Below are 25678 nucleotides of genomic sequence, written 5' to 3' on the forward strand. Positions count from 1 at the left end.
CGTCCGTCGTCGACCCGGAGCAACAAGCTACTTAGCCGCCAGTCACCGACCACCGTCCAGATGCACGACTTCGTCGTCGTCGGCTGCGGGCCCGCGGGCGCCCGGTTCGCCCGGAGCGCCGCCGAGCGGGGCCACGACGTGCTCGTCCTCGAGCAGGGGGAGGTCGGGGAGCCCCTCGCGTGTTCGGGCCACGTCTCGCTGGACATCTGGGACTACGTCCCCGACGGCGCCCGCGAGGAGCTGTTCCAGAACGCCATCCGGGGCGCACGGTTCCACCTCGGCGGCGCCGACTCGACCGCCCACGAGTTCTACCGCGAGGGACCCATCTCGAACGCCATCGACCGGGTCGGGCTGGACCGCACCCTGGCCGAGGCCGCGGCCGAAGCGGGCGCCGACGTCCGCGACCATCATACCGTCACCGCGGTCGACGAGCGCCAGGGCGGGGTGACCGTCACCGCCCGCGGCCCGGACGGCACCGAGCGTCACGAGGCCCGGATGGTCGTCGGCGCGGACGGCCCGCGCTCGCGGGTCCGCGACGAGTGTGGCCTCCCCGAACCGGACGAGTTCCTCCACGGGGTGCTGGGCTTCGACGAGGCCCCCGACGCCCAGGACTTCGTGGACGTCCACCTCACCGTCCCGCGCTTCTTCGCGTGGCGCATCCCGCGCGGCGACGCCGGGGTCGAGTACGGACTCGCGGTCTCGCCCGGCGAGGACGAGCGCGCCCGGTTCGAGGCGCTCTGCGAGGACTACGGTGTCACGCTGGACCGGCGCTGCTCGGGACTCATCCCCGTCGGCCCGCCGAAGCGCGTCACCGGCCGGCGCTCGCTGCTCGTCGGCGACGCCGCCGCACAGACGAAACCGTTCACCGGCGGCGGCATCCTCTACGGGATGCGCGCGGCCGACCACGCCGCCCGCGAGGTCGACCCCGACGCGCCGGGGACGCTGGGCGACTACGAGCGTTCGTGGCGCGACGAGTTGCGCACCGAGCAGCGTCTCGGCCACCTCGTCCGGGCGGGCTACTCGGTCCCCGAACCGCTCCAGCGGGCCGGGCTCCGGGCGTTCTCGGGCGAAATCGGCGTCCACATGGACGAACCCTCGACGCTGTTCTCACGCGAGCAACTGCGGGCGCTGCTCGGCCGATAAGGCGGTTCGAGAGCGCGGCCCGCGCTTCAGGCGGCAGTCACGTCGCCCGTGGTCAGTGTCACGAGCCAGCCATGTCCGCGTTCGTTCCCGTCACTCGTCCGGGTCGGCAGCCGGGAGCCGGAGTTCGACGACCGCACCCCCTCCCTCGCGGTCGTCGATATGCATGGTCCCGCCACTGTTCCTGACCGTCCACTGGACGAACCAGAGGCCGAGGCCGGTGGCGTGCTGGAGCGGCGTCTCCGAGCCGGCCAGGAGGGCCTTCCGCTCCAGCTCCGGGATGCCGGGTCCGTCGTCGAGGACCCGGACGACCACCTCGTCGTCGACCGTCGCTACCGTGACCGTCACGGTGGCCCCGGGTCCACCGTGGGTGGCGGCGTTGTCGACCAGTTCGCTCAGTGCCAGTTCGAACTCCGCGTGGGCCAGTGCCGGCGCGTGGTCGGGCAGGTCCACCTCGACCGTCATGTCGTCGTAGCTGGCGCGGGCGGCCTCGACGACGTGCCCGGCGTGGGCAGCGATGTCCTCGACCCCGAGCAGGTGCGTCCCGCCGGGGTCCAGCGCGTCGTGGAACTCACGGGCGGCCTCGCCCAGCCCCAGCAGCTCCTCGGCGGCCGCCTCGATCGACGCGCCCGCTGCAGCGACCGGCTCGTCGGCAGCCTGCCGCTGGATGTCCTGGGCCCGCGCCAGGACGACGTTCATCTTGTTGCGGAGGTTGTGCCGGAGCACGCGGTCCAGGACCGAGAGCCGGCGCTCGTGTTCGGTGACATCGGTCACATCGTGGCTCACGCAGACGAGACCGTGGGAGGCGCCGGTACCGAGCTTCGGCGAGACCGTCGTCTGGTAGTACCGGTCCCGCCCCGACGAGTCCGTGATGACCGTCTCGATGGTGATGGGGTCGTCGTCGTCGTCGTCGCGGGCGTAGAACTTGGTGGCGGCGTCACCGAGTGCCTCGGCGTGTCGGTCGCTGAACACCGAGGAGACGTGCTCGCCGAGCAACGCCTCCCGGTCGCGGTCGACCAGGTCGGTGAGCGCGCCGTTGACCAGCGTGAACTGCAGGTCGGCGTCCAGCGTGTATATCGGCTCGTCGGCGGTCTCGACGATGCGCTCGTGGCGCTGGAGGAACTCCTCGCGGCGCTTGCGCCTCGTGATGTCCCGGACGACGCCGCGGACGACCGTCGTGCGACCGTCCTCGACCTGTGGTTCGCCGGTGACCCGGACCCAGCGCGTCGGCTCAGTGTCGACCTCGATCTCGACGTCGAACGGCTCGAACTCGGCGACGGCTCGCTCCATGGCCGCCTCCATTCGCTCCCGGGACTCCGGCGTGTACAGCCCCATGACCGACTCTGCGGTCGGCTCGAACGACGGTACCTGGCCGTAGATATCCCACACCTTCCCGTCCCACCACACCTCCTCCGTGACGGGGTTGTACTCCCAGCCGCTCACGTCCGCGATGTCGCGTGTCTGTTCGAGCTGCTCGACGGTCCGTTCGCGCTCCCGCTCGCGCCTCTTCCGAGCGTGGATATCCTGGATGGCGCCGCGCAGCATCCGCCGCCCGTCGACGACCTCCGACTCACCGATGGTCCGGACCCAACGGATATCGCCGTCCGGTCGGATTATCCGGAGTTCGAGGTCGTAGGGCTCGCCCTCCTCGAGCGCCCGCTCGAACGCCTCGGTGATGACCGGCCGGTCTTCGGGGTGGTAGAAACCGAGGGCGTCGTCCACACCGGGGGGCTCCGCGGCGGGGTCGAGGCCGTGGATACGGGCAACCTGCTCGGTCCACATGAGCTCGTCGGCTTCGGGGTCGTACTGCCAGCCGCCGACATCGGCGATGTTCTCGGCCCGGTCGAGCATGCCGACCGTCCGTTCGAGTTCCTGCTTCCGCTCCTCCTGGGCCGTGATGTCGCGTGCGAGCCCGACAACGCCCTCGATCTCCCCGTCGTACGTCAGTGGGGAGAGACCGATCTCGATGACAAACGGCCCGTCCTGGAGCGACATCTCCGTGACCACCTCGGCACTCTCGCGCTCGCCGGTCAGTATGGCCTCGATCGCCTCGACGTACTCGGTGTAGTCCTCGGTGTCTGAGAACAGCGACTCCCGGAACGCCTCGGTCGACATCCCGACCATCTCCTCTCGTGTCAGCCCGGTGGACTCCGCTGCGTTGCTGTCGGCGAAGATGATATCGAGGGACTCGTCGAGCACCCACGCCGCCTCCGGGACCGTCTCCAGCACCGTCTCGTAGCGCTCGAGTTCCTGCTCGCGCTCCTTGCGCTCGGTGATGTCCTGGAAGGTCCCGCGGAACGTCTCGACCTCGCCGTCGATCACGACCGGCTCACCGACCGTCCGTACCCACCGGACCTCGTCGTCGGCCCGCACGACGCGGAGGTCGAGGTCGAACGGCTCGGCCCGCGATATCGCGGCCTCGATGGCGGCCTCGATGCGGGGCCGGTCCTCCGGGTGGTAGAACTCCAGCGCCTCGTCCAGGGGTGGCTCCTCGCCGACCGGGAGGCCGAGGAGTTCGAACAGCTGGTCGGTCCAGGTGAGCGCCAGTGTCTCGGCGTCGACCACCCAGCCGGCGACATCGGCCATGGACTGGGTCCGGTCCAGCAGGTCGACCGTCCGCTCCAGTTCCTGCTCGCGCTCGCGGCGCTCCGTGATGTCCTGGAAGGTCCCCCGCAGCGTCTCGACCTCGCCCTCGGCCACGACTGGCTCTCCGATGACGCGAACCCACCGGACCTCGTCGTCCAGGCGCTGGATGCGTACGTCCACGTCGAACGCTTCCGCCGTCTCGAGGGCCGTCTCGACGGCACGCTCGATGACTGGCTGGTCATCCGGATGGTAGACCTCGAGCGCCTCCTCCAGCGGTGGCTCGTCGGTCTTCGGCAGTCCGAGTATCTCGTACACCTGATCGGTCCAGAGCACATCCAGCGTCTCCGGGTCGATCTCCCACCCACCAACGTCGGCGATATCCTGGGTCTTCCCCAGCAGGTCGACGGTCCGTTCCAGTTCCTGCTCGCGCTCGACCTGCTCGGTCACGTCCTGGATGATGCCGGTGAACCGTCGCTCGCCCCCGGGCTGGTGCTCGGCGAACGCCAGCAGCAGCGGGACCTCGTGGCCGTCGGCGTGCTGGCCGGGGAGCCGTGCCCCGGTCCAGTCGAGCGACCGCTCGCCGGTCTCCAGGTAGCGTGCCAGCCCTTCCCGGTGCGCCTCCCGGAGTCCGGGGGGTATCAGCATCGTCAGCGGCTCTCCGACCACGGCCTCGGGCGGATAGCCGAACACCTGCTCGACGGCCGGATTGGCGTACTGGACGAGGCCGTCGCCGTCGATGGTAACGATGGCGCTGGGCGCCGTCTCCGCGAGCGTACGGAACCGCTCGCGCTCGGCATCGAGCTGGAGCGAGTCCCGGCGCGCCCGCAGGAGCGAGTCGACCCGGCTCCGGAGGACCGGCTCGGAGGTCGGGAGTGGGAGCACGTCGTCGGCGATGTCGGCAGTCTCCCGAACGACCGTCGTCGGCTCCTCCGGCCCGACGACGAGCAACACCGGGAGATGGGATGCGGTCTCGGCCTTCCGCTCGGCCAGCGCCTCGGCGGCCGTCGGGTACGTGGTCGTGTCGACGAGGCAGAGGTCGAACTCGGGGAGCGGCTCGTCCGGGTCACCGACGACGACCTCACGGTCGTCGAGCCGCTCGGCGAACAGTTCCCGGTCGCGCCCCGGTTCGAGCAACAGCAGGACCCGCTCGGACGCCGGGCCCGCCCCGGCCGTTCGCTGCCCCGAACCGGACGGCCGGGCCGGACCCGACCGTTCGCTCACGGCCACCACCTCACCGGAGACGGTGACGGGCTCCCGGTCGCAGTGCCGCCCTCTCGTGTATGGTCTGGACTGGCGAGTCCGCCGAGTGCGGGACCGGCCATCGAGGGGCAGCGAGAGGGAGTGCCCATCAGTCTAGTAGCTAGAGATTGATTGACACCGTAAATTCCTATCGGCCCGGAGACCCCCGAAACCCCCGACGACCGTATCAGTCGCGCCGGCGTAGCAGCAGTGCCGCCAGCAGCAGCCCCAGCACGCCGGCGACCGGGGTGAACCCGGGCAGTCCGACTGCCGGGGTGGCTGTCGGCGTCTCTTCGGCCGGCGTCGCGGTCGCGGCGGCCGTCGGCGTCGCGGTCGGCGTCGGTGTCGCTTCGTCGACCTCCAGTCCACGGACGACGACCTCCTCGGAGGTCAGTGACCCGGACTGGGCCACCAGCGTCAGGTTCCCGGTCTGTTCGACCCGGAACCGGAACTGTCCGTCGGTCCCGGTCTGGCCGAGCGTCTCGCCGTCGAGCGAGAGAGTCGCGCCGTTGACCGGCTCGTCGTAGGCGTTCAGGACGGAGACACCGACCCGGTTCCCGACGAGTACACGGGTGCTCTCGGCGGTCAGGTTCAGTTCCGGCGTCCGCTGGGTGGTCGCGCGGACGGTCTGACCGGACTCGCCGACGGTGACCGTCCGTTCGACGGTCTGGTACCCCTCCTTCGTGATGTCGACCTCCTGCTTGGTGTTGACCGGAACGGTGAACGTGACCCGGCCGTTGGTCGCTCGCTGGGTGCCGGTCCCCTCGAGCGTGACGGCGGCGTCGGAGAGCGGCCGCGGGTCGTCGAAGTGGTCATCGAAGACGCGGAACTCCAGGTTCACGCTCCCCTGCCGCATCTCGTGGGAGCGGATGACGGTCCCGGGGACCGACAGCGAGGTCTCGTTGCGGAAGTAGCCGTCCTTCCGGAAGATGAGCGTGTAGTCACCCTGCTCGATGGTGCCGCTGGAGAACCGGCCGTTCGCGTTCGTCTTCCCCGAGACCACCACGCGCTGGCCCGACCGGATGAACACCGTCGCGTTCCGGACAGCGGTGCTACCCTCCTCGGTGAACGTCAGGGTCGCCGACCCCTTCTCCGCGACCTCGATGGTCACGTCCTGGGCCTCGGCGTTCGTAACGATTTTGGGGAAGTTACGGACGTAGGTGTCGTCCTGGATGGAGAGTTCGATATCCTCCCCTCGGGGCACGTCGATGAGCGTCCGACCGCTGGAGGTCGTCGTCTCGCTCGCGCTCCCGCCATCCCACGTCGCGTTGACCGTCGCCCCACTGACGGGGGCCCCCGCCTCGTTGACCACCTTCACGTCCAGCGTCACCTGCTCCTGTGTCGCCACCGCAGTACCGACGAACGGCGCCACCACGGAAACCACGAGGACCACACTGAGCAGTACGGCGCGTTGCATATCCGGGCCGACGGGGGGGGAACCTAAATATCCGCGGGCTCCCCGACCGCGTTTCGGGCGGGCGCTCACCTCCGATACCACCGGGCACGGCTCCTGAGGCCGTATTATCCGGAAGCAGTCGGGCAACGAGCCAGGGCCGAAATCACCGGCCGTCGCGTTCGGCCTCGGTCACGTCCACGGTGACCGGCTCGTCGGTCGCCTCGTCGTCGGTCGCCTCGCGGTCGTCACCGTCGGTCCCGCCACCCAGCAGCGTCTCGCGGAGGTCGTCGGCGAACGACTCCACCTGGTTCCGCAGCGTCGCCACCTCGTCCTCGAACGCCTCCACGGTTCGGTCGACGTAGTACACCCGCTCGGCGGGAATCCGTCGGACGACGTCCTCGCCGTCGCGTTCGTCGATCTTGCAGATCCAGTGGTCCTGGAAGTACGCCACGTTCTCGTTCTCGAGCGAGCGCTCGACGGTGCCTTCGTCGGGATGCTCGTAGACGACCGTCGCCGTTCCGAGTTCCTCGTCCATACGCGGACCTGGTCGCGTGTGACGGATACGTTCTGGGGCCCGTGGATGGGCCCTGCCGGCACCCGCACACGGACTCGTGCGCGCGAAGGTCTAAGTAGGACCGAGGGCAACCCCCGGACAGGAATGTGGGGCAGCCGAGATCGTGACCGGACGCAGGTCACGTGCATCGCCTGTGGCGAGGAGGTGCCGCGAACGGCGGCACGCGAGTACGACAAGCACGGCAACCGCTGGGAGCGCGCCGACAAGGAGTTCGAGTTCCTCTGCAAGGAGTGTCACAGCGACATCTGCCACCAGCCACGGGGGGACCTGGAGACCGTCCTCGTCGAGAGCGGCGCCGGCGAGGACGACCGGACGGCGTTCCTCCGCCGCTACACCGAACTCGCGACCGGCGAGGCCGAAAGCGAAGCAGAGAGCGAACGCGAGCGCGAGCGGTAGGGGCGCCGTCGGCGCCCGCCCAACAGGACTAACTAGCCGTTTCTCCTACCCGCCTGCATGAGCGACACGGACGCCGACGAGCAGGCGCAGGCCGGGACCGCGGAGGGGCAGGGCCCCGTCCGCATCGACGTCGAACTGGCCGATGCGCTCGCCGCCAAGCGGGAGTCCCTCTTCGAGGAGTTCGACCTCAACGACGAGTTCCCGAACGAGGTCCTCAGCGAGGCCCGCGAGCGGACGACCGACACCGAGAACGAGATCCAGTCGGAGATCGGCGAGGACTACCGCACGGACTGCCGGGACCTCACCACCTGCACCATCGACCCGGCCGACGCGCAGGACTACGACGACGCCATCTCCATCCGCCGCGACGAGGACTACTACTACCTCCACGTCCACATCGCCGACGTCACCCACTACGTCGAGCCGGGCAGCGCGATGTGGGACGAGGCCGTCGAGCGGGCCAACACCGTCTACCTGCCGGGCTACACGATGCACATGCTCCCGCCCGTGCTGGCGGAGACGGTCTGCTCACTGGTCCCCAACGAGGACCGCCTCGCACACACCGTCGAGATGAAGATCGACGCCGAGACGCTCTCGAACGAGTCCATCGACATCTACAAATCCGTCGTTCACTCCGACGAGCGGCTCACCTACAAGCAGGCCGAGAACCGCCTCGACGAACCCGACGCCGACCTCCACGAGGAGCTGTCGCTGGCGTACGAGCTGGCCGAGGCGCTCCACGAGCAGCGCAAGGCGGACGGCTCGCTCGTCCTGAACCCCAAACGCGACCGCGCCCACACAATCATCGAAGAGTGCATGCTGAAGGCCAACAAGGCCGTCACGCACGAACTCCAGTGGGTCCGCGGGCTGGAGGCGATGTTCCGCGTCCACCCCCAGCCCACCCCCGAGGAGTGGGACGAGGCCTTACAGGAGATTCAGGACCTCGACGGCGTCTCCATCCCCGGCGAGGCGTGGGACGACCCGCGCAAGGCCGTCAACGCCACCCTCGAACAGGCACCGGGCCGCCAGCTCAACAAGATCCAGTGGGCCGTGATGAAGGTCATGCCGCGGGCGAAGTACATGGCCGACCCGTTCGGCGGCCATCACGCGCTCAACTTCGAGATCTACGGCCACTTCACCTCGCCCATCCGCCGGCTCTCGGACCTCGTCAACCACTGGATAATCTACCAGAACGAGACCCCCGGAGACCATTCGCTCCCGTCGCTCTGTGACCACGCCTCCTCGAAACAGAAGGACGGCGAGACGGTCGAGCGCATCTACAAGGACTTCCTCCAGGAGGTCGGCCTCGACCCGCACGCCATCAACAACCGCGGCGTCGAGGTCGTCGAGGACCCCGGCCCCGACGAGGACCTGGACCGGCGCAAGAGCGAGGTCAGTCCGGAAGCGTTCAACTGAGGACTTTGCCATGTGAATCCAGACATTGTTCGTATATCTCCGGCATATCCTAAATGAACGCCAGAAATGTCGAATACTCGAGTGTCCATGGCTGGCGTTCCACGGACGGCCTGCCTCCGTATCAAACGCCGTGTTGCCTCGCCGCGCGACCGATTCAGGGCCTCTCTAACGGGGTAGCCGGTGTATTACTACAGCGATATCGCTCCCCCGCAGCAGCATGGACGCAGTCAGCAGATGTCAGCAGTGCGAACGACTGGTCAACGCATTCGTCAACAGCGGCTGTCCGTACTGCTCGGGTTCGTTGCGCCGATTGTCCGGGAAGTGACCGCCGGCCAGCACACCGCTCGACGGCGGTGACCGTGCTCCGGGCGAACCCCCGCCGACCCGAGGTGCGGACCTGGACCCCGTACGTTCTGCTTACCGCGCGTACACCGGCCCGCCCACCAGTGACGGCAGCACCACACCGTCGTCGGGCGTGACCGCCAGGTACGGCCGCTCGACGGGGCCGAACACGTCGACGACGCGGCCGACCGTCTCCAGGTCCTCGTCCAGCACCATCGTCCCGATATCGGGGTGGCCATCGTCCGGGCAGCGGACGATGGCGAGGCCCTGGGCGGTCCGGACCACCTCGCCGAGTCGCCTCATCGCTCACCTCGCATCCTGAACACCGCGCTCACTCCCGCAACGCCGTCAGGTACGCGGCGACGGCGCCGAGCAGGTCTGACTTGCCGGCGTCGTCGGCGTCCTGTACGAGGACGCGCCCCCGCGGTTCGAACTCGCGGACGTACGTCTTGTCGCGCTCGATGACGGCGTCGTAGCCGACCTGCTGGACGGCCTTCGCGAGCTCGTCGACCGTCGGCTCCTCGACCGCGAGGTCCCGTGGGACCCGGCGACCCTCCCCGCGAGAGTAGGCGGCATCGAAGTAGGCGGGGTAGAGGACGTTCTCGACCATACCGAGGGGAGTGGGGGCCGCGGTAAATGGGTTTCCGATACCGTCCGTATCGTGCGTCGGGTCCAGGCTGACCGAGGTGCCAGCGCCTTCGTGCGGAGCGATGGCGGGTCGCGGAACGTCGGTGGCCGTCGCCTGCGAGAGCCCTGCGCGGCAAAAAGCGCGGCAAAACCCGCCACCCCCGCCCGTTCGGATAGCTTTTTACGCGTTTCCGACGCCACATCGGTATGGGACTCGACGAGGATTCGCTCGACTATCACGAACGCGACCCTCCCGGCAAACTGGAGATCTCGACGACGAAGCCGACCAACACGCAGCGGGACCTCTCACTGGCCTACTCGCCCGGCGTCGCGGCACCGTGCCGCGAGATCCGCGACAACCCGGACGACGCCTTCAGCTACACCGCGAAGGGGAACATGGTCGGGGTGGTCTCGAACGGGACCGCCGTTCTCGGACTGGGCGACATCGGCGCACAGGCCTCCAAGCCCGTGATGGAGGGGAAGGGGGTGCTGTTCAAGCGGTTCGCCGACATCGACGTCTTCGATATCGAACTCGACCAGGACGACCCGAAGGACATCATCCAGTCGGTGTCGGCGATGGAGCCGACGTTCGGCGGCATCAATCTGGAGGATATCAAGGCCCCCGAGTGCTTCGAGGTCGAGGAGCGGCTGCGCGAGGAGATGGACATCCCCGTCTTCCACGACGACCAGCACGGGACCGCCATCATCTCCGGCGCGGCGCTCGTCAACGCCGCAGACATCGCCGGCAAGGACCTCTCGGACCTCGAAATCGTCTTCTCCGGTGCCGGCGCCTCGGCCATCGCGACGGCCCGCTTCTACGTCTCGCTCGGCGCGAAGCGCGAGAACATCACGATGTGTGACTCCTCGGGCATCATCACCCAGGAGCGCGCCGACGCGGGCGACGTCAACGAGTTCAAGCAGGAGTTCGCCAGCGACCGCCCGGCGGGCGACCTCGCGGACGCCATGGAGGGCGCGGACGTGTTCGTCGGCCTCTCCATCGGCGGCCTCGTGAGCCAGGAGATGATCCAGTCGATGGCCGACGACCCCATCGTCTTCGCGATGGCGAACCCGGACCCCGAGATCGGCTACGAGGCGGCCAAGCACGCCCGGGACGACACCGTCATCATGGCGACGGGGCGCTCGGACTACCCGAATCAGGTGAACAACGTGCTGGGCTTCCCGTTCATCTTCCGCGGCGCGCTGGACGTGCGCGCGACGGAGATAAACGAGGAGATGAAGGTCGCCGCCGCCGAGGCGCTCGCGGACCTCGCCCGGCAGGACGTGCCTGACGCCGTCGTGAAGGCGTACGGCGACGAACCGCTCCAGTTCGGCCCGGAGTACATCATCCCGAAGCCGCTGGACCCGCGGGTCCTGTTCGAGGTCGCGCCGGCCGTCGCGGACGCGGCCGTCGAGTCGGGCTGTGCCCGCAAGGAACTCGACCGCGAGCAGTACGTCGAGCGGCTCGAAGCGCGGCTGGGCAAGTCCCGCGAGATGATGCGGGTCGTCCTCAACAAGGCCAAGAGCGAACCAAAACGGGTCGTTCTCGCCGAGGGCGACGACGAGAAGATGGTCCGGGCGGCGTTCCAGCTCCAGGAGCAGGGTATCGCCGAGCCGGTCCTGGTCGGCGACCGCGAGGAGATCTGGGCGACGGCCGAGCGCCTCGGCCTGGACTTCTCGCCGGAGATCGTCGACCCCGAGGAGGGGAACCTCGACCCGTACGCCGAGCGCCTCCACCAGCTCCGCCGGCGGAAGGGTATCACCCGCCGCGAGGCGGACGAACTCATCCAGGACGGCAACTACCTCGGCAGCGTGATGGTGGAGATGGGCGACGCCGACGCGATGCTGACGGGGCTGATGCACCACTACCCCAGCGCCCTGCGCCCGCCGCTGCAGGTCATCGGCACCGCCGACGACGCCGACTACGCGGCCGGCGTCTACATGCTGACGTTCAAGAACAGAGTCGTCTTCTGCGCCGACGCCACCGTCAACCAGGAGCCCGACGAGGAGGTGCTCGCGGAGGTCACGAAACAGACCGCCAAACTCGCCCGCCGGTTCAACATCGAGCCCCGGGCCGCGCTGCTGTCGTACTCGGACTTCGGCAGCGTCGACAACGAGGGCACGCGCAAGCCCCGCGAGGCCGCGCGGATGCTCCACGGCGACGACGAGGTCGACTTCCCGGTCGACGGCGAGATGCAGGCCGATACCGCCGTCGTCGAGGAGATGCTCGAGGGCGACTACGACTTCGCGGATCTCGACGAGCCCGCGAACGTGCTCGTCTTCCCGAACCTCGAGGCCGGCAACATCGCGTACAAACTGCTCCAGCGCCTCGGCGGCGCCGAGGCCATCGGCCCGATGCTGGTCGGCATGGACAAGCCCGTCCACGTCCTCCAGCGCGGCGACGAGGTCAAGGACATCGTCAACCTCGCAGGCGTCGCCGTCGTCGACGCGCAGGAAGACTGAGGCGGAGACTGTAGATTCTCTACTATATCTAGAATTGTCGAGTAACGAGGATTACTCGCTTCAGAAGGCGTTACTCTTCACCGAATTCTGAGCATATCAGCTCAGCTTCCGCGCCGGAACCACCGCGCCAGCCCCGCACTCGTCACGAGTTCGATGACCCCGAACGCCACCGCCGGAAGTGCCGCGGCCGGCGGGAAGCCCGCCGAGACGACCAGCGCGGCCGCGACCGCGAAGTCGCGCATCCCGACCGAGAGCGTCGTCGCCACGCGCGCCGAGCGGTCGAACGGGCTGCTCGCGAGCCACCCCGCGCCGTAGCCCGCGGGGTTGAGCGCGAGCGCACCCACGGCCACGAGCGCGAGCCGCGACCCGCCCGCGCGCAGGAGGTCGGCGTTCTCGGCCGTCACGCCGCCGATGATGACGACCACCAGCACCGCCGCCACGGAGGGATAGAGGTGGTCGTACCGCCCCACGCGCGCCGGATATCGGGTCCGCAGGCCCACAGCGACGAGCATCGGCAGGACGACGGCCAGCGCCAGCCCGCGGACGATACGGAGCGTGTCGAACGCGACGGCATCGCCGACGAGGAGCGTCACGGCGCCGGGGACGAGGGCGACGCTGCCGAGCCCCACGAGCACGAGGACCGCGGAGGCCAGCGCCGTATCGCCGTCGGCGAGTTCGGTCATCACGGGCGTGACGAGTTCGGGTGTCACCGCGCCCAGCACGACGAACCCGACGGTGAGCGCCGGCCCCAGCCCGAGCAGGCGCGCGACGGCGAACGCCGCCAGCACCATCCCGGTCTGGACGACCAGCGCCACCGCAAGCGCCCGGCGGTCGACCGCGCGGAAGGCGCCGACCGACAGCGTGAGCGAGACCGCGCCGACCATCGCGGCGAGGATGGGCGTCGAGAGCGCTGTCACGGCGCCGAGTTCGGGCACCGCGAACCCCACGACGACGGCGAGCACCACCCAGCCGACGAGGTACTCATCGACGAGCCGGGCGGCGCGGCTCGCGACGCTCACTCGCCGTCGTTCGCCGTATCGCCCTCGAACACCAGCCCGGCGTCCTCGCGGGCCCGTTCGATGCTCTCGTCGAGGTCGAACTCGGTGGCGACCTCGCCCCCTTCGACCACCGGTTCCAGCAACGGCTCGCCGTCAGCCGGACCGTCTTCACGGGCGAGGCCGAGGTGATGTGCACCGTCCGGCGTCCGGTACACCTGTTTCGGGAGCGAGAGCTTCCCGCGCTTGGCACTGGGGTCGCCCTCGACCGCGACGAGGTCGAGCCCGAAGTCGACGGAGTCGGCGTCGCTGATGGCGCCGCCGACGCCGAACCCGTCGGCCACGTCGCGCAACTCGCGGAGGTCCTCGGGCTCCAGACCCCCGGAGACGAAGACGTCCACGTCCTCGTGGCCGCGGGCGTCGAGTTCCCAGCGAACCTCCCGGCAGATGTGCCGGAAGTCACCCCGCCGGGAGCCCGTCGTGTCGAGGCGGACCCCGCTCAGGTCGTCGACGGCCTCGGCGGCGCGGATGGCCTCGTCGACCTCGTCGCTGTACGTGTCCACGAGCGCCGTCCGGGAGACGTCGGCGTCGACGTGTGCGTCGAAGGCGCGCCACGCGGCCTCCTGCTCGCCACGGCCGAAGCAGATGACCAGGGCGTGGGGCATCGTCCCCGTCGCCTCGCGACCCAGCACCTCGCCGGCAGCCACGTGCGAGAAGCCGTCCAGCCCCGCGAGCAGCGCCGAGCGCTCCAGCACCGCCGCGAGCGACGGGTGGAGGTGGCGCGCACCGAAGGAGACGACCGGCGTGTCGGGCGCGGCTCGCCGCAACTCGTGCGCAGCGGAGGCAAAAGCGGTGGCCTGCGAGAGGAATCCGAGGAGGGAGGTCTCGTGGCGGGCGAAGTCGCGGTAGGGTCCCTCGATACGGACGACGGGCCCGCCGTCGAAGAAGGTGCCCGGCGGGAGCGCGTGCACGTCGACAGGCAGCCCCTCGAACAGGTGGACGGCGTCCTCGATGCCGGCGAACAGGTGCGGGTCGCCAGAGGGGAACTGCCCGAGTGTCACCTCGGCGACGACGTGCGGGTTCCGGTCGGCCCCGTCCAGCGCCGCCTCCGTCCGAAGGAAGTACGCGTCGGTGGCGGTACCGTCGCGGATGGCGGCGGGCGGGACGATATCGAACGGGTGGTCGGTCCCGTGGTCCGGTTCCTCGGTCATGCCCGTCGAGACTCGTGGCGCGTCGAAAAAGGTGGGGACTCCCGTGCCGACGCTACCGGAGCGTGCCGAGCACCGCAGCGGTGTCGGCGACCGTCGCGAACTCGCCGGAGAGCTGCGCGAGCGCCGTCCGGTGGACGGTCTCGGGGTCGAACCGCTCGCCGTCGTAGGAGCGGGCGAACGTGGCGCAGGCGTCCGCGACCAGAACGACGTCGAACCCGCGGTTCTCGGCCATCCGGGCGGTGGTGGAGACGCAGTGGTCCGTCGTCAGGCCCGCGAGGACGAGCGTCCGGCGGCCGCGGTCGCGGAGCCACCACTCCAGGTCCGTGTCGACGAAGGCGCCGTTGACGGACTTGACGAACTCCGGCTCCGTGCCGTCTGGCGAGAGCCCCGGCTTGAACGCGAACCCGGGGGTCTCGCGCTTCAGCGGCGAGTCGGCCTCCACCGAATCGTGCCGGACGTGGGCGACGGGCTGCTCGCGTTCACGCCACGCCGCGAGCAGGTCACGGGCGTTCGCTTCGGCATCGGGGTTGTTCCGCTCGCCCCAACGGGGCTCGTCGAAGCCGACCTGGAAGTCGACGAGGACGAGCACCGCATCGTCGGGTATCGCGAGCGCATCATGGGACATGCCGGGCATCTCGAATCGGAGACGTTAGTCGCCGGCCGACCCGGACGCGGGCATCACGGGGTCGAACCGCTGGTCGACCTTCGGGTGCTCGCGGGAGAACGTCACCGGGCACGCGTCGGGTGCCTGCGACTCATCCTCCGGGAGCATGTACTGGTGCCACTCGCGGTCGCCGGGAACGCCCCAGTCGCCGAGGTTGGCGTGCGGGCAGACGCCGTCGTACCGTTCGAGGTTGTTCTGGATGGTCTCGCGGGCACGCTGGCCGGCCTCCGTGTCGGCGGTGATGCCCTCGAACAGCGTCCGGGGCTGGAAGGTGATCTCGAGCCCGACCGGACAGTAGCGCGAGCGGTAGGTGTCGTAGAAGGGCGCCCGGCAGGTCGGGAACATCGGCTCGCCGCCGAAGCAGAACTCCCAGAACCGGCTGTCCGTCTCGGTCGGGATGTCGTCGGGCCACGGCGACGGGTCGTGGACGTGCAGCACCTTCAGCACGTGCCAGAGCACCTCGTGGTAGTCGGCCTCCGTCTGCACGTCCGCTTCGGGGCGGAAGAACACGACGAACGAGGCCCGCCCCTCGCGGTCCTCGTACACGTCGAGGTACTCGAGCAGCGAATCACGGAAGGCCAGGAGTGCGTCACGGTCGCTCGTGGACGGGACCGCAGTGTACAGTGGTTCCCCGTTGGCGACCGACTCGGCGCCGAAGAAGCAGGGAAACGACTCCCCCTCGTGTTCACCGGTCAGGCTCTCGCGGAAGGTTCGCCAGTGGCGCTCGACCCACGCCGGCATCTCGCCGGCCTCGACCCGCTCGGCGAGGGTTGCCTGGTCCATGACGGACTGGAACCCCGGCTCGTTCATACCCGGAATTGGGGACCGAGCGGATTCAATTCTCCGGTCCGTCGTGCTCCTCGTCGCCGGTCGCGAGCGCCGCCACGGTGTCGCCGACGGCGACCGTCCCGCCCTCGAGGATGCGTGCCCGGAGGCCCCCACGGTGGACCAGCGCCTCGCGGATACCCTCGCGCTCGAGGTGGCGCTCCAGGTACGAACAGGGTTCGCACAGTTCGGTCCCCACACAGACGGCCTCCCCGACCCGGAACCGCTCGCCCACGAGGTGGTTGAGTGCGATACCCTCGGTCGTGACGTTGCGCCGGTGGACGCCCGGCTCGAGGGCGATGTCGTAGTCGGCCTCGACCGCGTCGAGAGCCTCCTGTTCGATGAGGGTGAGGTCGCTCCCGTCGCGGCTGGCGGCTTCGCCGCCAGCTGATAATCTCTCGGCGGAGCCGAGAAATCGGCTGGCGAACGTCCCCTCGGCGTCGAAGTAGCGGTCGCCCCGGAGCCCCGCCCCAGCCTCGGCCGTTACGGACTCACGCGACTCGACCGGCGCGCCCTGCTCGGGCGCGACGTGGATGGCGCGGACGGTCCCGTCACTGGTCATATCCGGTCCAGGGACGCGCCCGACCTGATGGTTTCGCCCCCGTGGAACCCACCCTCATCCCTCGCCGGCTGTCACGTCCGCCCCCGTTTCGTCCAGCACCCTGACCGTATCACCCGGTTCGACCCCGTCGGCGGCACCAGCCGGGAGCTCGATGACGGTGTCCGCCTTCGCGCGGCCCGTTCCACGCCACGCCCGCATCCGCTCTACGGCCTGTACCTCGCCGTCGACGAGCCACACCGCGTCGATGTCGAACGGGACGAACACCATGTGCAGGCCCCGTGTCGTGACGCGGCCGAAGCGGAACACGAGCGCGAAGTCGTCCGGCACCGAGCGGCGGAACATGAGGCCGATACCCTGCGAGAAGAGCCCGTCGGCGAACTCGACGGTCGTCGCTAGCGTCCGCTCGGCCCCCGCCGCGGACTCGTGAGCGACACGCACGACGGAGGAGTCGCGAGGTCGAGCCAAATAGCTTGTGGGGAGTTCGAGTTCGGAGTGAAATCCGTTCCTTCGACCCGAATGCGAGATATTATCCGATTAAGCGCCCGTTTAACGGATAGTGTTTCGGCTCCCCGGCCACCGACGCTCGTCCCGCTAGCGGGCGAAGGGTTTAGCGGCCGGCGGCCGTCCTGCCCGGCAGTGCGCCCCGCCCTCCCCGCCGTCTGCTGTGCCCTCTTGCTGGTCCTCGCCGGGTGTAGCGTCGGATACGACGACTCCGGGACGACCGAAACGGCGGTGCCGACACCCGGACCGACGGCCACGCCCGCGGACGGCAGTGGGCCCACATCGACCGCCACCGGCACAGCCACACCGGCTGCGTCGCCATCACCGACCCCGACATTCCCCGAGCCGACGGCCACCGCCATCGAGACGCCGACGGCGCCAACCACGCAGGAACCGGGCGGCCTCGGCGGCCTCTTCGGCGGGAGTGGCGAGGACTCCATCGCGGTCCAGGGCGGGGAGCTGCCCCTGGGCCCGACGCGGGTGTACGACCGGACCCGACGACTCCTCGGGACGGACGCCCCGCGCCCGAACGCGGTCCAGTTGCTGGACACCACCGGCAACACGACGCGGCCGCCCGAGTTCCAGCGTCTGCTCGGCCTCGAACAGAACGTGACCGAGGTCGAGGCCGTCGCCTTCGTCGTCGGCCCCCGGACGGTCTACGTCAACAGCAACATCACCGACCGGCCGCCGTTCCTCGAGCACGTCCTCGCCCACGAGTTCACCCACACCATCCAGTTCCGGCGGGGCGACATCGGCCGCGTGACGGCAGCCACGGCGTCGGGGCCGGATGGCCGCTTCGCCAGTACCGCCGTCATCGAGGGCGGCGCGAGCTACGTCGAGGACCGCTACTGGCTGGCCTACATGGTGAACCGGTCGGCCCCCGGCCCGCGGCCGGCTCGCGACCTGGAGCGACGCTACCGGAACAGCGACGGCGCCGCGCGCTACGCCTTCGCGCCGTACTGGTTCGGCTACCGGTATCTGACGGCGACCGTCGACTCCCCCGCCGACCTGTCCGCCGTGTACGCCGACCCGCCGACGACGAGCGAGCAGGTGCTCCACCCCGGTGTCCGCGACGAGCCGGTCCCCCTGAACATCACGCTCCGCGGCGAGACCGAGGGCGTCTGGCAGGAGACGTTCGCACCCCCGCGGGGCCGCGTCGGCGAGGCGTTCGTCCGGGTGGCGCTCGGTACCGAACTCCGCGACGAGCGGGCCGCCCGCGCCGCGGCCGGCTGGGGCAACGACACCCGCATCGCGTTCAACAACGAGAGCGGCGCCCGGGGCTACGCGTGGGTGCTGCGGTTCGACGACGAGGGGAACGCCAGGGAGTTCGACGACGCCCTCGCCGACTACCTCGACGAACGGACCGGGACCGGTCCGCTGGCCGACGACCGGACCGGCCGCCAGTGGGCGACGACGCTCGACGGGCGGCCCATCGCCTATCGCCTCCGCCGGACGGACGACCGGACGGCGGTGCTGCTGCTCGGAACGCCGGCGTTCGCGGACGCTGATACGACGACCGTCCGCGAGGTGGACGGGCGCGTGGTCGTCACGACCGACCGCGAGGCGGACCGCGAGAACGGGTAGCGGCCGTTACAGGGTGAGCGCGAGCGGGACGCCGAAGACGAGCGCGAGGCCCACCAGCGCGACGACAAAGCCGATGGCGACCTGCCGGGCAGTGTACGCGCTCTGCGGGGCGGTCGTGCGGCCCTCGTCGTCGTCCTCGTGACCGTGGTCGTGGTCGTCTGCCATATCCGAGCCTCCGTCGGGGCGCACTTGCCAGTATCGGTCCGTGGTCGGCGTCGAAGGAGTACGGGGAAGCGCCTGGGGTGGGTCAGTCCGAACCGGTCGCGATGCGGTCGAGGACGGTATCGGGCATCTGCTTGCGCATCTCGGCGGGGATGTCCTCTGCGTCTATCGCGCCTGCGGGAACGTCCTCTGCGTCTATCGCGCCTGCGGGAACGTCCTCTGCGTCTATCGCGCCTGCGGGAACGTCCTCTGCGTCGACGGCACCCGAGGGGATTCCCTCCCCGACATCGTCGGGGTCGACCTTCATCCCGGGACCGAACAGTTCGAGCGCGGAGTTGATGGTGGTCCAGTCACCCTTCTCGGCGGCCTCGCGGATGCTCTTGGTCGGCGCCGACAGCAACTGGTTGACCAGCGCGTCCGCCATCGCCTCGACGGCGGCCTCCTGCTCGTCGGTCAGACCGTCGGACTCCATCGTGGAGACGGCCTTGCCGACCTCGCGGGCCTTCACGCGCTCGGCGCCCTCGTACATGGCCGCGATGATCTGGTCGGCGCGCTTGCGCTTGTACTGGCTGAGGAGGTGGTCCAGTTCCTCGGCGACCATTGTCTCGACCCGGTCGGCGGCCTCGGCCCGGGCCTCCCGGGTCCGGTCGGTCACGTCCTCGAGCGCGTCGAGGTCGTGGACGGTCACGTTCTCGAGACCGTCGGCAGCGGGCGCCACGTCACGCGGCGAGGCGAGGTCGACGACGAACGTCTCGCCCGCCTCGGAGAGGTACTCGGCGTCGAGCACGTGCTCGTCGCTCCCGGTCGCCGTGAGGACGAGCCCGGCCGACGTGGCGGTCTCGGGGAGCGCTCTCAGTCCGACCGCCCGGGCCGGCGTCTCCTCGACATCGCCGGCGAGGTGTTCGGCACGCTCGGGCGAGCGGTTCGCGACCGTCAGCGAGGCGACCTCGCCGTCGAGCGCGCGAACCGCGAGCGTCCCCATCTCCCCGGCGCCGACGACGAGCGCGTCCTCGGCCGAGAGGTCGCCGAGTTCGCGCTCGGCCAGCTCCACGGCGGCGCTCCCCAGCGAGACGACGCCCTCGTTGATGCCGGTCTCGTCACGGGCGCGCTCGCCGACGTGGAGCGCCTTCGTGAGGGCGTCCTCCAGCACGGGGCCGATGCCGCCGGCCTCGCGGGCCGTCACGAACGCACGCCGGACCTGGCCGATAATCTGGTCCTCGCCGAGGACGAGCGACTCCAGCCCGCACGCCACGCGGATGAGGTGTTCCAGCGACGCCTCGTGGTCGAGGTCGATGCGAGCGTCCTCTAGCCCGGCCGTGTAGCGGTCGAGCGCCGCGCGGCCCGTCGCCGCGTCGTCCGTGACGACGTACGCCTCGACGCGGTTACAGGTCTGGAGACAGAACGCCTCGCGGACGCCCGGCTGGGAGAGGAGCGTCTCCACACCCCGGCACTGTGACTCGACGGCGGCCCGTTCGATGTGGTCGAGACTGGCATGCCGGTGGGAGATGCTGACGCCGGAGACCAGGCCAGTTGGAACAGTCATTCGTCACCTACCACCTCGGAAACGACCTCGGTGGCTCTTTTCCGGCCGTTGGCACTACCCGTACCTAAAGCCTTCCAAACGTTCGAGTCGCGAACCACCCGCCGGACGGCGGTTCGCCGGAGCCCGGAGTCGACCCCGCGTTCCTGCAGGTCCGCCCGGATGCCACCGGTCAACTCGGCCATCGCGCCGGCCCCCGCGAGTTCCGTCTCCAGCCGCTCGCGGAGGTGCTTCGAGAGCGCCGGGCTGGCCCCGCCGGTCGCGAGGCTCGCGACGACGGGCTCGTCGCGCACCGTCGCCGGGACGACCACCTCACCGACGGGCCGACGGTCGGTCCCCGAGCGGTCGGCCCGGTTGTAGAGGACGCCTCGCTCGTCGGCCGCTTCCCCGACGGCCGCGTTCAGGTCGGCGTCGTCGGTGGCAGCCACGACCAGCGCCGGCTCGACGCGGTCGAACCAGTCGGGCACCGCGTCGGGCGTGGGCGCCGCGCGGACGAACTCCACCGTCCCATCCGTATCGGCGTCACCCTCGGGTTCGAACCCGTCCGTGAACTCGGGACTGACGACCACGACCCGCGCCTCGCGGGCGAAGCGACGAGCCTTGCGCGCCCCGACGGGACCGCCCCCGAAGACGAGGACCGTCTCCCCGCGGAAATCGTGGTGGAGCGGAATCATCTAGTCGTCGCCGACCTCCGTCTCCGCGGAGTCGGCAGGAGCGCCCTCGGTGTTCGCGTCGGCGCGCTCGTCGAGCCGGATACCGGTCTTCTTCAGGATGCGCGTCGAGAACAGCGTGTCCCAGTCGTCCTCGCCGACGTCCCAGAACTCGGCCATCCGCTCCCGTACCTGCTGGACGCGCTCGTCGCTCTCAGCCTCGCTGCGGCCGTGGGTCATCGCGAAGAAGTTGTACGGCCAGACGCCCTCGTGGCGCGGGCGCTCGTAGCAGTGCGTGACGAAGTCGAGAGCGGCGATAGCGGGGCCCACCTCGTCAACCACGTCGTCGGGAACGTTCCAGACGGTCATGCCGTTCTCCGTGTACCCCAGCGCGTAGTGATTGGGCACGACGCCGACACGCCGGACCTTCCCCTCCACGTCGAAGCGCTGGAGCGTCGCCAGCACCCACTCGACCGGCTGGTCAATCTCGCTCGCGACATCCGCGTACGGTGTCGCCGTGAGGGGCAGGCCGTCCTGCACCGCAAGCACGAGGTCGCGCTCGCGGGGCGTGAGGTGGTCGCGGTCGGTCGGCGCCACGTCCGGACCCAGGCCCGAGAGGTCCACGTCGCCCTCCTCGATAGGCCCGTCGACGAGGAACTTGGCCTCGACACGGAACTCCTGCTGTTTCGGGAGGTTGTACGTCTCCTGGCCCGTCTCGGCCTCGATTGCGTCCAGCACCTCGCGCACGCGGTCGGCGTCGGCGACGCTGACGACGAACCACATGTTGAGATGAGGGTGCTCGCGCTCGTAGTTGTGTGCGACCTCGCGGTGCGCGTTGACCTGCTCGGCCACCGCCTCGTAGCGGTCCTCGGGCGCGTGCATCGCGACCAGCGTCGCGGCGCCACCGATAGCCTCGGCGTTGACGAGCGCGCCGAATCGCGTCAGTGTGCCGGCCTCGTCCATCGCCCGGATGCGGGCCAGCAGCTCGTCGGCGTCGATGTCGATGTCGCGCTCGCGGAGCGCAGCCGCAGCGGGCTCGAAGGGGCGCTCGGCGACGGGGAACCCGCCCTGGAAGGCGTTGACGATCGCGCGGTCGACCCGGTCGAGCGACGGGTCGGCGTCCTCGCTCATACCCGGAACTCGGGGGCAGAGTCGGATAAGCGTCGCGTTCCCGTCAGTCGCCGTCGCCACGAACGCCGACAACGCTGTCCACGTGGTCGAGGGTCTCGACCGCCGCGACGACGCCGTCCTGGTCGACGACGGCCTCGTAGTAGATGACGACGGCGTAGTGGCCCTCACGGAGCAACTGCTGGCACTCCCAGACGAACTCCTCGCCGTCCAGCGTGAGCCCCTGATGCTGGTTGACGCCGAATTCGGGGTCGTCGTTGCCGGAGTAGACGTAGGTGTCCTCGGGCACGATGTCGGGGTGGTGCTCGGCGATGCGGTCGCCGGCGTCGAGGGTGAGCTGGTGGAGCGCGGGCTCGTCCTCGCCCGAGAGGTCCGTGTGGACGATGATACCGTTGAGTTCGATATCGCCAGGCTCTAGCAGCGCACGCGTCCGCTGGTAGAGGTCCTCGTCGATGGTCTCCATGCCGACGGGTTCACCACGGCCGGATAAACCGCTAGCGGTCGCCGACGGCTGCCGGCCGGGGCGAGGCCGGAAGCAGTCGATGTCATATCGGCCGGGGCTGGAAGACAGAGCGAACTGAAGTGGCGAGTGCTGCGGCTCACCGGCTATGACTGCGCGCCCGCGACAAGTCGCGCGACCGCGCCGCAGTTCCGTGCCGCTACGTCTCCGTGGTCGTCTGTCCTTCAGACGCGGGTCGGGTTCTGGGCCCGGGGGCCCTTCTCGGACTCGACGATGTCGAACTCGAGCTCCTCGCCCTCTTCGAGGTCGGGACCCTCGATGTCGTCCATGTGGACGAACACGTCCTCGTCCGCCTCGTCAGTCTCGATGAAACCGTAGCCGCCAGTGTCGTTGAAGAACACGACCTTACCAGTCGCCATTGCAACTCTCTGGTGGATACGCCTGTATAAAAAGCCTGCGACCATCGGTACCGCCACGACGGCCCGTCCGGCATGAACACCCGGTATGACCAGTCAAAAGACCCATACTTGCCGGGCGTCCGGTTCGCATATGACCGGGTGGCTGCGCCGGCGCGCGCTCGCGCTGTACGAACACCTGCTGGAGCGCGAACTGGACGGCGCGCCGGAACACGTCGCCGTCATCCAGGACGGGAACCGCCGCTACGCCCGTCAGTCGGGCGACGAGGCGACCGAGGGCCACCGCGCCGGCGCGCAGACGACCGAGCAGATGCTCCACTGGTGCAACGAACTCGGGGTGCGAGAGCTCACTCTCTACGCCTTCTCGACGGAGAACTTCGAGCGCCCGCCCGAGGAGCGCGAACACCTGTTCGACCTCATCGAGGACAAACTCCGGGAGTTCGCCGACCGCGAGGAGGTCCACGAGAACGAGGTCCGCATCCGCGCCATCGGTGAACTCGACCGACTCCCGCCCCGCGTCCGTGACGCCATCGACTACGCCGACCGCCGGACCGGCGACTACGACGAGTTCCACCTCAACATCGCGCTCGCCTACGGTGGCCGCGCGGAACTGCTGAGCGCGGCCCGTGACCTCGCCGAGGACGTGTCCGCCGGTGACCTCGACCCCGCCGATATCGACGTCGAAACCATCGAAACACAGCTGTACGAGGGGCCCGCGCGCGCCGTCGACCTCATCATCCGCACCGGCGGCGACGAGCGCACCTCGAACTTCCTCCCGTGGCACGCCAACGGCAACGAGGCCGCCGTCTTCTTCTGCTCACCGTACTGGCCGGAGTTCCGCCGCGTCGATTTCCTCCGGGCGGTCCGGACCTACCAGGCCCGCGAGGCCTCGTGGCGTCGCACCCGTGCCGAGCGTGCCGTCGCGCTCCTGCGCGCGGTCGGGGACGCCGAACTCGGCGAGGCGCGACGGGTTCTGGGTCGGGTCCGTGACCGGGCGGAGACCGAGGACCACGAGCTGGACCTGCCCGAGGCCGACGCGGCTGTCGAGACGGCCGACTGAGCGACGGCGACAGATCTACTTCGGTGGCCGCAGGCGGTAGTAGCGTCGGTTCAGCTCGAACATGTACCCCTCCCGCATCGACTTCAGCACCGCGTAGGTGAGAAAGCCCCCGACGAACGGGAGCAGGAACGTCAGGTCGAACAGCAGGTGCGGTGCCACCGGGACGAGGTTCTTCGCAGAGTACGCGGCGATGGTGAACGCGAAGATGACGCCGGAGACGCCGACCGCCGCCCAGAACGGCTGCTCGACGGGCCGCCGGGCCGCACCCTTGTTCAGGAACGGCACGATGGCGATGAACCCGACCACGACCAGGTTGGCGACGACGCCGTAGGTCCGGTCGGCCATCAGCTTCTCCCCGCCCAGCAGCGCCAGGTCCGGGTTCAGCGGCCCCAGCTTGAGCAGCCCGAACGACCAGTACAGATACCAGTCCGGCAGGATGACCGCCGGCGTCTGATTCGGGTTGGACGGTGCCCCGATATGTGGTGGAAGGGCGGCTGCGAGGAAGACGACCATACCGACGAAGAAACTCGTCAGCGCGAGATTCCGGATCATCTCGTGGGGCCACACCGGGAACGCCAGCACGTCGCGTTCGACGTAGTCGCTCTCGGTTCGCAGGTCCTGGTCCTCGCGCCGGGCCCGCTCGAAGTACTCGTAGGTCACCTGCGAGAGGCCCTGGGTGCGCTCCTTGCGCTCGCCCCAGGTCGGTGTCTCGTCGTCCGGGGCGACGATACCGCTCCCGTCGGCGGCGGCCTCCTTGCCGCCGTCAGAGCGGACCTCTGACGACGTTCGGCTCGCGTCGCTCGCCTCGCCGTCGTCGGTCCGGGGCTGGTCTCGGTCCGTCTGCTCGTGGGAATCGTGGGTCATTCGTTGGAGGGTGCGTTGTCTCTGCAGTTTACGGCCCGGTGCGGGCAGCTGGGTCGTCCGGGACGTGGCAGGGCAGTTCCGCCGTCGTCTAGCTCCGCGTACGGGAGGCAGGGACGACACACTGCTGGAGGTCATCCGGATGGCTTTAAGTCGAGGACTCGGATACCCGTGGACATGCGGTACCTGACGGTCCGACTGGTCCCCCGGGAAGAGCCGGGATTCCACCCCCTCGGCGAGCGACTGCTGGCGGAGCCCTCCCTCCAGCGCGAGGCGGTCCATCACTTCGAACTCCTCGACGACGGGACGCTCCTGTTGCTCGCGGAGGGGAGCGGCGACCGCGACCGCTACGAGGAGATCATGGCGTCCGAACCCACCGTCCGTGACTACATGGTCTCGGGCAGGGAGCGATGGATGGCGGTCAGCCAGTTCGAGACGAACGAGGCTATCCGGGAGGTACTGGCGTGGCAGCAGCGCGAGGACATCGTCGTCGAGACGCCGGTGCAGTTCCAGCAGGACGGGAGCCAGCAGATGACACTCATCGGCGAGGACGAATCGTTCCGGGCGCTGTACGAGGAGGCGACATCGCAGGACTCGTTCGACATCGAGGTCGTCGAGACCGGCGAGTACACACCGGACACCGACCGGCTGGCCCGGACGCTCACCACCAGGCAGCAGGAGATCATGGCCGCGGCCGTCGACCTCGGCTACTACCGGGAACCACGGGAGGCCACACACGAGGACATCGCCGGGGCGCTCGACCTGTCGCCGTCCGCCGTCGGCAAGCATCTGCGCCGGATCGAGGAACGGGTGTTCGCCGCGCTGGCCAGGTGACCACGTCCAGCGTCGCACCGACCGATATATGCCCGCCGCCGAACACGAC

The 25678-nt window shown here is 69.5% G+C and carries 25 protein-coding genes; 7 read left to right on the forward strand and 18 right to left on the reverse strand.

Translation table 11 applies throughout. From position 1 onward, the window contains the following. The first annotated feature begins 60 nt into the window (after nucleotides 1-60). Entirely contained in the window at nucleotides 61-1143 is a 1083-nt protein-coding gene (locus NL115_RS04435; protein WP_254831999.1) for a geranylgeranyl reductase family protein, read from the forward strand. Nucleotides 1144-1233: 90 nt separating this feature from the next. On the opposite strand, the gene NL115_RS04440 is transcribed toward NL115_RS04435, so the two are convergent. The 3 genes from NL115_RS04440 to NL115_RS04450 form a co-directional block, all read right to left on the reverse strand. Then, a complete protein-coding gene (locus NL115_RS04440; protein WP_254832000.1) occupies nucleotides 1234-4947 on the reverse strand; it encodes a PAS domain S-box protein in 3714 nt (1237 codons plus the stop codon). Between the two features lie 205 nt (nucleotides 4948-5152). Continuing rightward, nucleotides 5153-6382 carry a PGF-CTERM sorting domain-containing protein gene (locus NL115_RS04445; protein WP_254832001.1) on the reverse strand — a complete coding sequence of 410 codons (1230 nt, stop codon included), beginning with the start codon at nucleotides 6380-6382 and terminating at the stop codon, nucleotides 5153-5155. A gap of 142 nt (nucleotides 6383-6524) precedes the next feature. Beyond that, on the reverse strand, nucleotides 6525-6896 hold the full coding sequence (locus NL115_RS04450; RefSeq protein WP_254832002.1) for a hypothetical protein: 372 nt from the start codon (nucleotides 6894-6896) through the stop codon (nucleotides 6525-6527). Between the two features lie 123 nt (nucleotides 6897-7019). Here NL115_RS04450 and NL115_RS04455 point away from each other — a divergent pair, with 123 nt between their 5' ends. Next, nucleotides 7020-7331 (forward strand): DUF7562 family protein, encoded by a 312-nt coding sequence (locus NL115_RS04455; protein WP_254832003.1) that lies wholly within the window; start codon nucleotides 7020-7022, stop codon nucleotides 7329-7331. 57 nt (nucleotides 7332-7388) lie between these two features. Continuing rightward, the gene (locus tag NL115_RS04460; RefSeq protein WP_254832004.1) at nucleotides 7389-8747 is read left to right on the forward strand and encodes a ribonuclease catalytic domain-containing protein; all 1359 of its coding nucleotides are present in this window, start codon (nucleotides 7389-7391) and stop codon (nucleotides 8745-8747) included. Nucleotides 8748-9164: 417 nt separating this feature from the next. Here the strand turns inward: NL115_RS04460 and NL115_RS04465 are convergent, their stop codons facing one another. Beyond that, nucleotides 9165-9392 (reverse strand): H/ACA ribonucleoprotein complex subunit GAR1, encoded by a 228-nt coding sequence (locus NL115_RS04465; RefSeq protein ID WP_254832005.1) that lies wholly within the window; start codon nucleotides 9390-9392, stop codon nucleotides 9165-9167. A gap of 28 nt (nucleotides 9393-9420) precedes the next feature. Further along, entirely contained in the window at nucleotides 9421-9699 is a 279-nt protein-coding gene (gene srp19, locus NL115_RS04470; RefSeq protein WP_254832006.1) for a signal recognition particle subunit SRP19, read from the reverse strand. A gap of 224 nt (nucleotides 9700-9923) precedes the next feature. On the opposite strand from srp19, the gene NL115_RS04475 reads away from it, so the two are divergent. Next, nucleotides 9924-12176 (forward strand): NADP-dependent malic enzyme, encoded by a 2253-nt coding sequence (locus NL115_RS04475; protein WP_254832007.1) that lies wholly within the window; start codon nucleotides 9924-9926, stop codon nucleotides 12174-12176. 101 nt (nucleotides 12177-12277) lie between these two features. Here the strand turns inward: NL115_RS04475 and NL115_RS04480 are convergent, their stop codons facing one another. The 6 genes from NL115_RS04480 to NL115_RS04505 are packed head-to-tail and all read right to left on the reverse strand — an operon-like array spanning nucleotide 12278 to nucleotide 16871. Next, entirely contained in the window at nucleotides 12278-13195 is a 918-nt protein-coding gene (locus tag NL115_RS04480) for a bile acid:sodium symporter family protein (RefSeq protein WP_254832008.1), read from the reverse strand. Continuing rightward, nucleotides 13192-14382: a nicotinate phosphoribosyltransferase gene (locus NL115_RS04485; RefSeq protein ID WP_254832009.1), complete on the reverse strand. Its 1191-nt coding sequence runs from the start codon at nucleotides 14380-14382 to the stop codon at nucleotides 13192-13194. Before NL115_RS04485 ends, NL115_RS04480 begins: the two co-directional genes overlap by 4 nt. A gap of 52 nt (nucleotides 14383-14434) precedes the next feature. After that, a complete protein-coding gene (locus tag NL115_RS04490; protein WP_254832010.1) occupies nucleotides 14435-15007 on the reverse strand; it encodes a cysteine hydrolase family protein in 573 nt (190 codons plus the stop codon). A gap of 24 nt (nucleotides 15008-15031) precedes the next feature. Then, a complete protein-coding gene (locus tag NL115_RS04495) occupies nucleotides 15032-15856 on the reverse strand; it encodes a YqcI/YcgG family protein (RefSeq protein WP_254832011.1) in 825 nt (274 codons plus the stop codon). Between the two features lie 25 nt (nucleotides 15857-15881). Beyond that, nucleotides 15882-16433 carry an MOSC domain-containing protein gene (locus NL115_RS04500; protein WP_254832012.1) on the reverse strand — a complete coding sequence of 184 codons (552 nt, stop codon included), beginning with the start codon at nucleotides 16431-16433 and terminating at the stop codon, nucleotides 15882-15884. Nucleotides 16434-16487: 54 nt separating this feature from the next. Then, nucleotides 16488-16871: a DUF192 domain-containing protein gene (locus NL115_RS04505; protein WP_254832013.1), complete on the reverse strand. Its 384-nt coding sequence runs from the start codon at nucleotides 16869-16871 to the stop codon at nucleotides 16488-16490. 198 nt (nucleotides 16872-17069) lie between these two features. On the opposite strand from NL115_RS04505, the gene NL115_RS04510 reads away from it, so the two are divergent. Next, nucleotides 17070-18518 carry a hypothetical protein gene (locus NL115_RS04510; protein WP_254832014.1) on the forward strand — a complete coding sequence of 483 codons (1449 nt, stop codon included), beginning with the start codon at nucleotides 17070-17072 and terminating at the stop codon, nucleotides 18516-18518. Nucleotides 18519-18524: 6 nt separating this feature from the next. Here NL115_RS04510 and NL115_RS04515 read toward each other — a convergent pair whose 3' ends face one another. From NL115_RS04515 to NL115_RS04540, 6 genes are all read right to left on the reverse strand, one after another. After that, complete coding sequence (locus NL115_RS04515; protein WP_254823585.1) at nucleotides 18525-18683, reverse strand: DUF7550 family protein; 159 nt, start codon at nucleotides 18681-18683, stop codon at nucleotides 18525-18527. Between the two features lie 82 nt (nucleotides 18684-18765). Then, complete coding sequence (gene hemA / locus NL115_RS04520; protein WP_254832015.1) at nucleotides 18766-20223, reverse strand: glutamyl-tRNA reductase; 1458 nt, start codon at nucleotides 20221-20223, stop codon at nucleotides 18766-18768. Continuing rightward, complete coding sequence (locus NL115_RS04525) at nucleotides 20220-20894, reverse strand: precorrin-2 dehydrogenase/sirohydrochlorin ferrochelatase family protein (protein ID WP_254832016.1); 675 nt, start codon at nucleotides 20892-20894, stop codon at nucleotides 20220-20222. The genes hemA and NL115_RS04525 overlap by 4 nt, the downstream gene beginning before the upstream one ends. Beyond that, nucleotides 20895-22001: a siroheme decarboxylase subunit beta gene (ahbB, locus tag NL115_RS04530; RefSeq protein WP_254832017.1), complete on the reverse strand. Its 1107-nt coding sequence runs from the start codon at nucleotides 21999-22001 to the stop codon at nucleotides 20895-20897. 43 nt (nucleotides 22002-22044) lie between these two features. Next, entirely contained in the window at nucleotides 22045-22461 is a 417-nt protein-coding gene (locus NL115_RS04535; RefSeq protein ID WP_254832018.1) for a DUF5778 family protein, read from the reverse strand. Nucleotides 22462-22682: 221 nt separating this feature from the next. Continuing rightward, nucleotides 22683-22877 carry a cold-shock protein gene (locus NL115_RS04540; RefSeq protein ID WP_254823590.1) on the reverse strand — a complete coding sequence of 65 codons (195 nt, stop codon included), beginning with the start codon at nucleotides 22875-22877 and terminating at the stop codon, nucleotides 22683-22685. 130 nt (nucleotides 22878-23007) lie between these two features. Between NL115_RS04540 and uppS the strand changes: the two genes are divergently transcribed. Then, the gene (uppS, locus tag NL115_RS04545; RefSeq protein ID WP_254832019.1) at nucleotides 23008-23934 is read left to right on the forward strand and encodes a polyprenyl diphosphate synthase; all 927 of its coding nucleotides are present in this window, start codon (nucleotides 23008-23010) and stop codon (nucleotides 23932-23934) included. Nucleotides 23935-23949: 15 nt separating this feature from the next. Here uppS and NL115_RS04550 read toward each other — a convergent pair whose 3' ends face one another. Further along, the gene (locus NL115_RS04550; RefSeq protein ID WP_254832020.1) at nucleotides 23950-24798 is read right to left on the reverse strand and encodes a cytochrome b family protein; all 849 of its coding nucleotides are present in this window, start codon (nucleotides 24796-24798) and stop codon (nucleotides 23950-23952) included. Nucleotides 24799-24972: 174 nt separating this feature from the next. Here NL115_RS04550 and NL115_RS04555 point away from each other — a divergent pair, with 174 nt between their 5' ends. Next, nucleotides 24973-25629 (forward strand): helix-turn-helix domain-containing protein, encoded by a 657-nt coding sequence (locus NL115_RS04555; protein ID WP_254832021.1) that lies wholly within the window; start codon nucleotides 24973-24975, stop codon nucleotides 25627-25629. Nucleotides 25630-25678 lie beyond the last annotated feature (49 nt).

It is taken from the genome of Haloglomus salinum, assembly GCF_024298825.1.
GTDB lineage: Archaea > Halobacteriota > Halobacteria > Halobacteriales > Haloarculaceae > Haloglomus > Haloglomus salinum.

Coding starts and splice junctions, on each gene's coding strand:
- NL115_RS04435 (WP_254831999.1), top strand. CDS start 61: ATGCACGACTTCGTCGTCGTCGGCTGCGGGCCCGCGGGCGCCCGGTTC.
- NL115_RS04445 (WP_254832001.1), bottom strand. CDS start 6,382: ATGCAACGCGCCGTACTGCTCAGTGTGGTCCTCGTGGTTTCCGTGGTG.
- NL115_RS04450 (WP_254832002.1), bottom strand. CDS start 6,896: ATGGACGAGGAACTCGGAACGGCGACGGTCGTCTACGAGCATCCCGAC.
- NL115_RS04455 (WP_254832003.1), top strand. CDS start 7,020: ATGTGGGGCAGCCGAGATCGTGACCGGACGCAGGTCACGTGCATCGCC.
- NL115_RS04460 (WP_254832004.1), top strand. CDS start 7,389: ATGAGCGACACGGACGCCGACGAGCAGGCGCAGGCCGGGACCGCGGAG.
- NL115_RS04465 (WP_254832005.1), bottom strand. CDS start 9,392: ATGAGGCGACTCGGCGAGGTGGTCCGGACCGCCCAGGGCCTCGCCATC.
- srp19 (WP_254832006.1), bottom strand. CDS start 9,699: ATGGTCGAGAACGTCCTCTACCCCGCCTACTTCGATGCCGCCTACTCT.
- NL115_RS04475 (WP_254832007.1), top strand. CDS start 9,924: ATGGGACTCGACGAGGATTCGCTCGACTATCACGAACGCGACCCTCCC.
- NL115_RS04485 (WP_254832009.1), bottom strand. CDS start 14,382: ATGACCGAGGAACCGGACCACGGGACCGACCACCCGTTCGATATCGTC.
- NL115_RS04490 (WP_254832010.1), bottom strand. CDS start 15,007: ATGTCCCATGATGCGCTCGCGATACCCGACGATGCGGTGCTCGTCCTC.
- NL115_RS04495 (WP_254832011.1), bottom strand. CDS start 15,856: ATGAACGAGCCGGGGTTCCAGTCCGTCATGGACCAGGCAACCCTCGCC.
- NL115_RS04500 (WP_254832012.1), bottom strand. CDS start 16,433: ATGACCAGTGACGGGACCGTCCGCGCCATCCACGTCGCGCCCGAGCAG.
- NL115_RS04515 (WP_254823585.1), bottom strand. CDS start 18,683: ATGGCAGACGACCACGACCACGGTCACGAGGACGACGACGAGGGCCGC.
- hemA (WP_254832015.1), bottom strand. CDS start 20,223: ATGACTGTTCCAACTGGCCTGGTCTCCGGCGTCAGCATCTCCCACCGG.
- NL115_RS04525 (WP_254832016.1), bottom strand. CDS start 20,894: ATGATTCCGCTCCACCACGATTTCCGCGGGGAGACGGTCCTCGTCTTC.
- ahbB (WP_254832017.1), bottom strand. CDS start 22,001: ATGAGCGAGGACGCCGACCCGTCGCTCGACCGGGTCGACCGCGCGATC.
- NL115_RS04535 (WP_254832018.1), bottom strand. CDS start 22,461: ATGGAGACCATCGACGAGGACCTCTACCAGCGGACGCGTGCGCTGCTA.
- NL115_RS04540 (WP_254823590.1), bottom strand. CDS start 22,877: ATGGCGACTGGTAAGGTCGTGTTCTTCAACGACACTGGCGGCTACGGT.
- uppS (WP_254832019.1), top strand. CDS start 23,008: ATGACCGGGTGGCTGCGCCGGCGCGCGCTCGCGCTGTACGAACACCTG.
- NL115_RS04550 (WP_254832020.1), bottom strand. CDS start 24,798: ATGACCCACGATTCCCACGAGCAGACGGACCGAGACCAGCCCCGGACC.
- NL115_RS04555 (WP_254832021.1), top strand. CDS start 24,973: ATGCGGTACCTGACGGTCCGACTGGTCCCCCGGGAAGAGCCGGGATTC.